The sequence below is a fragment of the Campylobacter showae CC57C genome (genome assembly GCF_000344295.2).
GTDB lineage: Bacteria > Campylobacterota > Campylobacteria > Campylobacterales > Campylobacteraceae > Campylobacter_A > Campylobacter_A showae_B.
In genome coordinates, this window is sequence record NZ_AOTD01000206.1 from 1 (window position 1) to 8,632 (window position 8,632).

An 8,632-nucleotide genomic window follows, 5' to 3' on the forward strand; every position below is an offset into this window, starting at 1 on the left:
ATTTAAAGCTAAATTTTGGATATTAAAAAGCCGAAAAAACTTGCCTAGTCCCCTTTTGTTTACGACTCCGCTACTAGGCAGGAAAAATTTCTCGCTAAATGCGGCGTCGTTTTCAAACCACATCTTATCCTGGCCGCTACTAGACCCCACAAATATCGTTCTGCATCCGCGCGAAACTAGCTCCTCGTTTAGAGCTTTTGCGACAGCCAGGTGTCCGCCAGTGCCGCCTCCGCAGATAACGATAGCGCTGCTTTGCAGACTACTTTCGGTTTTGTTTTGGGCTTCGCCGTTAGTCAAATTTGACGGCGAAATTTCAGCTGAAATTTGTTTGTCTTTTAAATTTTCAGACGTCAAATTTTACTCCTTGTTATCTAATTTCGGGTATTCAAATTTGACCTTAAATTTGCGTCGTAAGTCAAATTTGAGCCTAATCTTTTACTTTTTTACTTACCATCAGCACCATGCCGACTCCTATGCAAAGCGCTAGGATCGAGCTACCTCCGTAGCTTAAAAACGGTACGGCGATACCCTTGATAGGCGTGATCGAGGTGATGCCGTATGAGTTCATGATAAACGAAAACGAGATGAGAAGCCCGACGCCGAGCGTAAAGAGGTGGTAGACTTTGTTTTCACTCCTTGACGAGACGCGAAAGATGCGGAAAAGCAAAATCAAAAGAAGCGACGTGATAATAAGTATCCCGAGCACCCCGACTTCTTCGGCGATACCGGCAAGTACGAAGTCAGTGTGCACTTCGCTCAAAAATCCGAGCTTAAACACGCCAGCTCCCAGCCCCTCGCCGAAAAATCCACCGTGCTTTATCGCATTTAGGGAGTGCGAAATCTGATATGGCTCAGGTACACCCTCGACGCGAAACATATTTGCCATATTTTCGGGCATAAGCGAAAGGACCATGTTTTGCACCGTGCCCCACCATGATTTGATACGTAAAATTCGGTGTTCGGACGTGAAAATAGCCACGAAAGCAAGCACAGAAGCGCCCGCCATACCGATGACGAAAAGCCGCTTGCTAGTGCCGGCAAAAAGCATCATAACGATGAGCGTGAGCGCCAAAACGACGACCTGACCAAGGTCGTTTTGAAGGATGGCGATGAGATAAACGGCTATCAAAAACAAAAACATATAAGGCAAAATGAGCTTAAATTCTTGCTTTAGGCTCTTTTTGCTACCGTCGATCTTGCGTGCAAAACTCCATGCCAAAAAGTAAACGAAACCGATCTTAAAAAACTCAACAGGTGCCAGAGAAAAACCCGGCAAGCGTATCCAGCGCTTCGCACCGCCCGCATCGGTAACTAGCGAACTAGGTAGCGCATGCATTGCACCCATCGCGATAGCGCAAAAGCCAAACAGACAAAATCCGATCCAGACCATCGACTTATCGGGATCTAGGCGAGAGATACCCCACATCAAAAATATCCCGATCGCCCCCACGACAAGCTGCCTGATAAAAAAATGATAAGGCTCGTAGTTAAAAAAAAGCACGGTAAAAACGGGCAAGGATAGCGAAAAAACGATACCGATAGTAATGAGCGCGACGCAAGAGTAAAATATCCACTTATCCGCCTGCATTTTTCCCTTTCCCGAGTTAAATTTAAAGGGCGATTTTACTTAACTATGACTTACAAAGATGTTAATCGGGTGTTTATAAATTTCAAATTTTACCAAATCATCGCTATAAAAAATATACTAATATATATTATACCAATATATAATTTTAATTTTGTATTAAGTAAACAATTTGTAACATACGCGCGTTATGCAAATTTAGCATAGAACCAATAAGGAGTCTAAATGAGAGTGAAATTTTCAGTTGCCGCATGTGCGGTTTTGGCGCTATTTGCAGCGCAAGCAAATGCCGCCGATACGGTTAAGCTAGAAGGCGTCGAGATAAACAGTGTCGGCGATAACATCAGCGAGAGCGGTATCAGCGAAGGTATCCTAGCTAAAAACGTGCAAAACGGTATCCTAGCCGGCAAAAAGGTGCTAGACACCCCGTATCAGATAAGCACGATCACAAAAGAAACTATGAATCACCAAGGCGTAACTGGCTTTGAGGAGGCGGTGAAATATTTCCCGTCCGCGCAGGTTCAGATGAGAGGCGGCACCACGGTCGGTCGTCCGCAAACACGCGGCTTTGAGGGTAGCGTCGTGGGTAACGTTTTTTGGGACGGCTTTTATGCTATCTCGACTACGGCGATTCCTATGGCGATGTTTGAGAGCTTGCAGATACAAAACGGTCTTGCCGGCTCGCTCTACGGCCCGCAAAATCCAGTCGGCGTCTTTAGCTACACGAGAAAACGCCCAGTAGATAACGAGCACAGCATCTGGGCGGACTACGCTTCGCGAGAGCACTTTGGCGTAGGCGTGGATAGCTCGATGAAATTTGACAAGGTGGGCTACCGCGCAGTCGTATACGGCTCAGACGGCGCAAAACAAGTAAAAGACAGCAACTATCAGCGCCGCCTAGCCAGTATCACGCTCGAGTTTTATCCGACCGAGTCGCTTACGTTTGAGACCGCAGCTAGCTACTACGAGCACAACACTCACGGCTTTGCGGGACTTTTTGCGCTTTACGTAAAAGACGGCATGATCAGAAACGACCTAAAGTTACCAGATCCAGTGGACAACAAAACTCCCGGACTTGGTCAGCCATACGGCGGTATGAATTTAAAAACGACGACCGCTAGCGCTAAATTTAAATACGCTCCGAGCGAGGATTGGTATTTTGAAGGCGGATATCAGTTCCAGCGAGCCGATCGCCATATACACAGCGTCGTAAATAGAATCACCGATAAAAACGGCAACTACGATACCTATCACAGCGGCGGAGCGACGGCGGCGTATAGATTTGACCTACCTAGCGGCTATTTAAAGGCGGTAACGGACTTTGATACCTGGGGGCTAAATCACAACTTTAGCGTGCAAGCAAACGGATACAGATATGTGCAGTATCGTTACTCAAATTTGAGCACGACTACAAAAGCTGGCTCGGCAAATATCAACGATCCTAAAATTTTCCCGCATCCAAACTCTAAAAAAGGCTCAAATTTATACAAACTCAGCACAACCGATATGAAAAATATCTCCGTGCTAGACGATATCACGATAAATGATAACTTTAGCTTGCTATTAAGCCTCTCAAACAGCTGGATCAAAGAGCGCACTCGCCCGGTCATAACCGCTACGCAAAGACAGCTAAAACCTATCGTGACCAAATACGACGAATCAGGCCTTAGCTACGGCGCGAGCCTGGTATATAAACCGGTTGAAAACGTGAGCACTTATATCACCTTTGCCGATAGCTTGCAACAAGGCGGCAGCGGCACGAACACCGACGGTACGACTAGCGTGCTAAAACCGTATCGCTCGAAACAATACGAAATAGGCGCCAAAGCTCGCATAAACGAAATCGACTTTAGCACGGCGGTATTTAGGATACAGCGCCCTATCGCCTATGTCGGCGGTAACGGCAGATACGACGTCCAAGGCGAACAGGTAAATACTGGCTTTGAGTTTATGAGCGGCGGAAAAATCACGTCAAATTTAAGCGTTCTAGGCGGATTTACGCTGATAAACTCTAAATTTAAAGATCCGCTACTAAAAGGCGCAAACGGCAAAGTCGTAAACGGCGTGCCTAAACTAAACTCGAATTTGCTATTTGACTACGTAGTGCCAAATACCGAAAAGCTCGCGTTTAGCGCAAATTTCCACTACACGAGCAAGATGTACATCGACGATCTAAACACTCAGGCTACGCCTAGCTTTTTCGTCACGGATCTTGGCGTGAGATACGTTAGCCGCGCCATGCTGGGCAAACAAACCACCTTGCGCTTTAACGTAAATAACGTATTTAACAAGAAATACTGGGCAGGCATGTATCCTGCAAGCGCCGACGGTGCAGGCACCAGCGCTAGCGTTCTTGGCGTAGCTAACGGGCTAAGCCTGGGCGAGAGCAGGATGTTTATGCTTTCTGCTGAAGTCAAATTTTAATTTGATTTAGAGCTTGCCTCGCGAGCGTCTTTAAGGGAGCCAGAAATTTTCTCCATCGATAAAACTACGCGTTCTATCTTTGGTAGAAAAATTCTTCGCGCCTTAAAGCCGTTTCTCGATACTTTATCTTATCTTTATTGCGTTCAAATTTAATTCAAATTTGAACGCTTCTTGATATAAAATTATCTCGCAATACCGCTTTCAAATTTAGTGCTTTCGTACCTCTTTATACGCTCAATTTTAACTAAAATAAAATTTAATCCAAGATGCCTGTAAAGTAAACATAAATTTATTAAATTTAAAAAATATATTACAGATAAATTGCGGATTAAGGTAATAAGATGTAACATCGGCTTATTTAAATATAAAAATAAATATTTTAACACTTCAACAAAGGGGTATAGATGAAAAATTAAAATTTCAGTCGCCGCGTGTGCGGTTTTAGCACTATTTGCAGCACAAGCAAACGCGGCCGAGACGGTCAAGCTTCAAGGCGTCGAGGTAAACAGCGTCGGCGATAATATCAGCGAGAGCGGTATTAGCGAAGGCATACTAAACAAGGGCGTCGCCAGCGGTCCGCTAGCGGGCAAAAAGGTGCTTGATATGCCTTATCAGGTAAACACGATGTCGATCGAGGCGATGAATCACCAAGGCGTGGCCGGTTTTGAGGATGCGGTGAAGTATTTTCCTTCAGCGCAAATCCAAACTAGAGGCGGCATCGAGGTAGGCCGTCCGCAGACTCGCGGATTTCAGGGTTCGGTCGTCGGTAACGTACTTTGGGACGGCTTTTACTCGGTTTCAACAACTGCTATACCTATGTATATGTTTGAGGGGCTTCAGATACAAAACGGTCTTGCAGGCTCGCTTTACGGCGGACAAGATCCGGCAGGCATCTTTAACTATACCAGAAAGCGTCCGATACCGTTTTCAAATACGTTTTGGGCCGACTATACGAGCCGCTCAAATTTCGGTATAGGCTGTGGGATACTTCGGATAGATTTCAGTACGTCGGCTACCGAGGCGTGTTTTACAAGAGCGACGGCGCAAAGCAAGCTAAAAATAGCGACTACGAAAGAAATTTAGCTAGCCTAGGGCTTGATTTTTATCTAACTGAAAATTTTACTATCGAGACGAATTTTAGCTACTACAAACACAAAATACTAGGAAATCCTGGTGGCTTTTCTATGCCTGGTAGAAACGGCGTTTTAAACTTCGCCGTTCCGGATGCGACTAAAAACACGAAAGCTGGCCTAGAGCAAGAGTGGGTCGGAAGCGATCTAAAAACAACGACTGCTAGCGTTAAATTTAAATACGCACCGACCGAAAGTTGGTATTTTGAAGGCGGATATCAGTGGCAAAAAGCGATCCGCGATATGTACGGCACAAGCAAAACATTTACGAATCAAAACGGCGATTTTAGCGTAGCAGCCAGCGGCGGAAACGGTGCTGCCAGCAGATTTGACGTGCAAAGCTGGTTTGCTAAAGCCGCGACAGAGTTCGAAACATTTGGCGTAGAGCACAACTTCGGCTTGCAGGCAAACGGATATATATATGGACGATATACGGCGCAAAAACCGCCGGCGGAAGAGCAAATTTGGGCAAATCAAATTTGTATAATCCAAAAACCTTTTCAAATCCGCACGTAACAAAAGGCGGCGGAGCTTATAAGAGTAGTGACACAATAATGAAAAACCTCACTATCGCCGACGATATTAAGCTAAATGACTACTTTAGCGTTATTTTAAGCGCGGCCAGAAGCAACTTTGAGAACAAAAACAAGCAAACGGGCGTAAAAACGTACGACGAGAGCGGCACTAGCTACGCGGCGAGCTTTATTTATCATCCTGTTAGCGACGTGAGCTTGTACTTCACGTATGCAGATAGCTTACAGGCTGGCTCAAGCTATACCTATGAAAGAACCAATCCAAGATACGGCGAAACGGTTGTCTTAAAGCCTTTTAGAAGCAAACAATACGAAATCGGCGCAAAGGCTAGGATGGACGACATAGACCCTATCTGCGGCGCTTTATGAGATAAAACGCCCGATAGCCTATCTAGGCGATAACAACGAATATAGCATCCAAGGCGAGCAGGTAAATAGAGGCATGGAATTTACCGCTGGAGGCAAGATCACAAACGATCTTAGCGTAATGGGTGGCGTCGCGCTAATACAGCCTAAGCTAAAAAAGGCAAAACAAGCTTACGCGCAGGGTAAAATCGTAGTCGGCGAACCAAAAATTCAGTCAAATTTACTCTTTGACTACGTCGTGCCAAATACAAACAAGCTAGCCCTAAGCGCAAATTTACACTACACGGGCAAACGCTACGCCGATCAGCGCAACGTAAATGCTGTCCCTGCGTACTTTACCACAGATCTTGGCATCCGCTACGTTACCAAAGAGTGGCTAGGCAAGCAAACAAATTTAAGATTTAACGTAAATAACGTCTTTGATAAAAAATACTGGGTCGGAATGTTCCCGTCAAATATCGACGGAACTACGACGGGCGCGGGTACAAGTATCTTTTTGGGACAGAGCAGGACGTTTATGCTCTCAGCCGAAGTTAAATTTTAGAGGTTTATTTCCCAATACTTCACTTTTAAATTTAGCGGCGGTTAGCATCTAGCCGCCGTTTAAATTTTACTTTTAAATTTGAGGTCAAATTTTGCTTTGGCTTCAAATTTAAAAACTTATTTTTTGGAGAAAAAATGCAAGGACTACTAAACTGGCAGGCGATTAGGGAGCTTAAATTTGCCCCGATGACGCGAGACGGAGCAGGCGGAAGCGCGGTTAATTGGGACGAAGTAGCCGTGATGTATAACGGTATGGCCGAGCTTGAAAAACGTAGCGCGCAAATTTTAGCTGGTGCCTTGCCTATCACGGATAGAGATAGCGTGTTAGACGTTGGCTGCGGACCGGGACGCCTTAGCGTACCGATGGCAAGGCGAGCCAAAAGCCTAACCGCGCTTGACGCGTTTGGAGAAATGCTTAAATTTTGCGAGCAAAACGCCAAAAACGCCGGCGTAAAAAATATAAAATTTATGAAAAAAAGCTGGCTAGACGAAGACGCGCTAGATGCGATCGGCAAGCACGATGTCGTCGTCGCCTCGCGTTCGGTTGGCCTTGGCGATATAAAAAAGCTAAACGACGCAGCGAAAAAATATGTATGTATAACTAGCTTTTTGGAGGATTATCCAAGTCTTAGAGAAATTTGGATGGATTTGCTTACGGGCATCGACGAAAGAGCTTCAAAACGTCCGCCTTTTATAAACGAAAATCCTAGAATGTTTGGCTACAACGTCACTTTCAATATGCTTTACGATCTGGGTGCAAACGTAAATGTGCGTATCTTTGACACCGTTTATGAAAAAAGTTTTACGGACAAATACGAGGCTTACGAATTTTTAAAATTCGTCGACGAGATCCCAAAAGAAAAAGAGAAAATTTTTAGAAAAAACGTGGATAAATGGCTAGTAAAAGATGGGGGCGGGGTTAAATTTTACCGCGCGACGAAAAGCTACGCGATGTGGTATGATGTAAGCGAGGTAAAATTTGAATAACAAAGCTCTTTTTGTCGTTTTAACGGTAGTGCTGATAGTTTGCGCTTTTGCTTCCTTGGCTATTGGCAGATACAGTCTTGGCGCAGCCGAAATTTTTGCTAGCTTAAAATCTTTGCTATTTGGCTCGCCGTCGTCAAACGAGCAAGCTCACGCCGTAATAACGCAGATCAGACTTCCTCGCATCGCCTTTGCGGTGCTTGTAGGTGCCGCTCTTTCTGCGGCCGGCGCGGTGTATCAGGGGCTTTTTAAAAATCCCTTGGTATCGCCAGATATCCTGGGCGTCTCTAGCGGCGCGGCGGTGGGAGCTAGCATCGCTATCATCCTTTCCCTACCCGTGCTTTACGTCTCGCTAATGGCTTTTGGCTTTGGACTAGCCGCCGTTTTTGCGGTAGTTTTTTTAAGCCAACTCATAAGCTAGAGGCAAGCTAAACGTCATCATAATGGTGCTCTCAGGCGTCGTCATATCTTCGCTTTTTGGCGCTTTTAGCTCGCTTTTAAAATTTCTAGCAGATAGCGAAAATAAACTACCCGAGATCACGTTTTGGCTGATGGGTAGCCTAGCTCGCACCGGAGGATATCAAAACGTCCTTTATATGCTAGGCGTCACGGCGTTTTGCTCGGTACCGCTGTTTTTGCTTAGATTTAGGCTAAATATCTTGGCATTCGGCGAAGAAGAAGCTAAGGCTATGGGCGTAAACGTCAAATTTTATAGCCTAATCATCATCTGCGCCTCTACTTTGCTGACGGCTTCTAGCGTGGCTTTTTGCGGTATCATAGGCTGGGTCGGGCTCATCGTGCCACATATAGCTCGCTCTATCGTGGGGGCAAATTTTAACGCCCTCTTGCCGGCTTCAATGCTAATCGGCGCACTATTTTTGCTGATAGTAGATACGATCGCAAGGTGCGCGATGGCTAGCGAGATACCTCTTGGTATCATCACGTCTCTCATCGGCGCACCTGTTTTTATCTACCTGCTTTATCAAAGCAAAAAGGGCTGGCTGTGAAATTTGAAATAAAAAATTTAAGCTGCGGATACGGCAAAAAGCTAGTCGTGAAAGAATTTA

At 45.4% G+C, this 8,632-nt stretch carries 10 protein-coding genes; 8 read left to right on the forward strand and 2 right to left on the reverse strand.

Going from position 1 to position 8,632, the window contains the following annotated elements:
- Both H740_RS07750 and H740_RS07755 read right to left on the reverse strand, forming a co-directional pair.
- On the reverse strand, positions 1–243 hold a 243-nt coding region (locus H740_RS07750), incomplete at its 3' end, for a glycosyltransferase (RefSeq protein ID WP_231679334.1).
- Positions 244–427: 184 nt separating this feature from the next.
- Positions 428–1,588, reverse strand: a complete 1,161-nt coding sequence (locus H740_RS07755; RefSeq protein ID WP_002953011.1) for an FtsW/RodA/SpoVE family cell cycle protein — start codon at positions 1,586–1,588, stop codon at positions 428–430.
- 222 nt (positions 1,589–1,810) lie between these two features.
- Here H740_RS07755 and H740_RS07760 point away from each other — a divergent pair, with 222 nt between their 5' ends.
- The 8 genes from H740_RS07760 to H740_RS12450 all read left to right on the forward strand — a co-directional run bounded on the left by H740_RS07760 (position 1,811) and on the right by H740_RS12450 (position 8,572).
- Positions 1,811–4,009 carry a TonB-dependent receptor gene (locus H740_RS07760; protein WP_002953012.1) on the forward strand — a complete coding sequence of 733 codons (2,199 nt, stop codon included), beginning with the start codon at positions 1,811–1,813 and terminating at the stop codon, positions 4,007–4,009.
- Positions 4,010–4,612: 603 nt separating this feature from the next.
- Complete coding sequence (locus tag H740_RS12425; RefSeq protein ID WP_051052715.1) at positions 4,613–5,092, forward strand: TonB-dependent receptor plug domain-containing protein; 480 nt, start codon at positions 4,613–4,615, stop codon at positions 5,090–5,092.
- Positions 5,032–5,655, forward strand: coding sequence for a TonB-dependent receptor (locus tag H740_RS12430; protein WP_051052716.1), 624 nt, complete (start codon positions 5,032–5,034; stop codon positions 5,653–5,655). The genes H740_RS12425 and H740_RS12430 overlap by 61 nt, the downstream gene beginning before the upstream one ends.
- On the forward strand, positions 5,619–6,041 hold the full coding sequence (locus tag H740_RS12435) for a TonB-dependent receptor domain-containing protein (RefSeq protein ID WP_269430648.1): 423 nt from the start codon (positions 5,619–5,621) through the stop codon (positions 6,039–6,041). The genes H740_RS12430 and H740_RS12435 overlap by 37 nt, the downstream gene beginning before the upstream one ends.
- A 13-nt stretch (positions 6,042–6,054) precedes the next feature.
- On the forward strand, positions 6,055–6,582 hold the full coding sequence (locus H740_RS12440) for a TonB-dependent receptor domain-containing protein (protein ID WP_331456431.1): 528 nt from the start codon (positions 6,055–6,057) through the stop codon (positions 6,580–6,582).
- Positions 6,583–6,716: 134 nt separating this feature from the next.
- Complete coding sequence (locus H740_RS07785) at positions 6,717–7,568, forward strand: class I SAM-dependent methyltransferase (protein ID WP_002953014.1); 852 nt, start codon at positions 6,717–6,719, stop codon at positions 7,566–7,568.
- Positions 7,561–7,986, forward strand: a complete 426-nt coding sequence (locus H740_RS12445) for an iron chelate uptake ABC transporter family permease subunit (RefSeq protein ID WP_269430646.1) — start codon at positions 7,561–7,563, stop codon at positions 7,984–7,986. The genes H740_RS07785 and H740_RS12445 overlap by 8 nt, the downstream gene beginning before the upstream one ends.
- A 22-nt stretch (positions 7,987–8,008) precedes the next feature.
- Positions 8,009–8,572 carry a FecCD family ABC transporter permease gene (locus H740_RS12450; RefSeq protein WP_269430647.1) on the forward strand — a complete coding sequence of 188 codons (564 nt, stop codon included), beginning with the start codon at positions 8,009–8,011 and terminating at the stop codon, positions 8,570–8,572.
- Positions 8,573–8,632 lie beyond the last annotated feature (60 nt).

What these genes read in the sequence shown, in the direction of transcription:
- H740_RS07755 (WP_002953011.1), bottom strand. Translation starts at nt 1,588, where the DNA reads ATGCAGGCGGATAAGTGGATATTTTACTCTTGCGTCGCGCTCATTACT.
- H740_RS07760 (WP_002953012.1), top strand. Translation starts at nt 1,811, where the DNA reads ATGAGAGTGAAATTTTCAGTTGCCGCATGTGCGGTTTTGGCGCTATTT.
- H740_RS12425 (WP_051052715.1), top strand. Translation starts at nt 4,613, where the DNA reads ATGCCTTATCAGGTAAACACGATGTCGATCGAGGCGATGAATCACCAA.
- H740_RS07785 (WP_002953014.1), top strand. Translation starts at nt 6,717, where the DNA reads ATGCAAGGACTACTAAACTGGCAGGCGATTAGGGAGCTTAAATTTGCC.
- H740_RS12450 (WP_269430647.1), top strand. Translation starts at nt 8,009, where the DNA reads ATGGTGCTCTCAGGCGTCGTCATATCTTCGCTTTTTGGCGCTTTTAGC.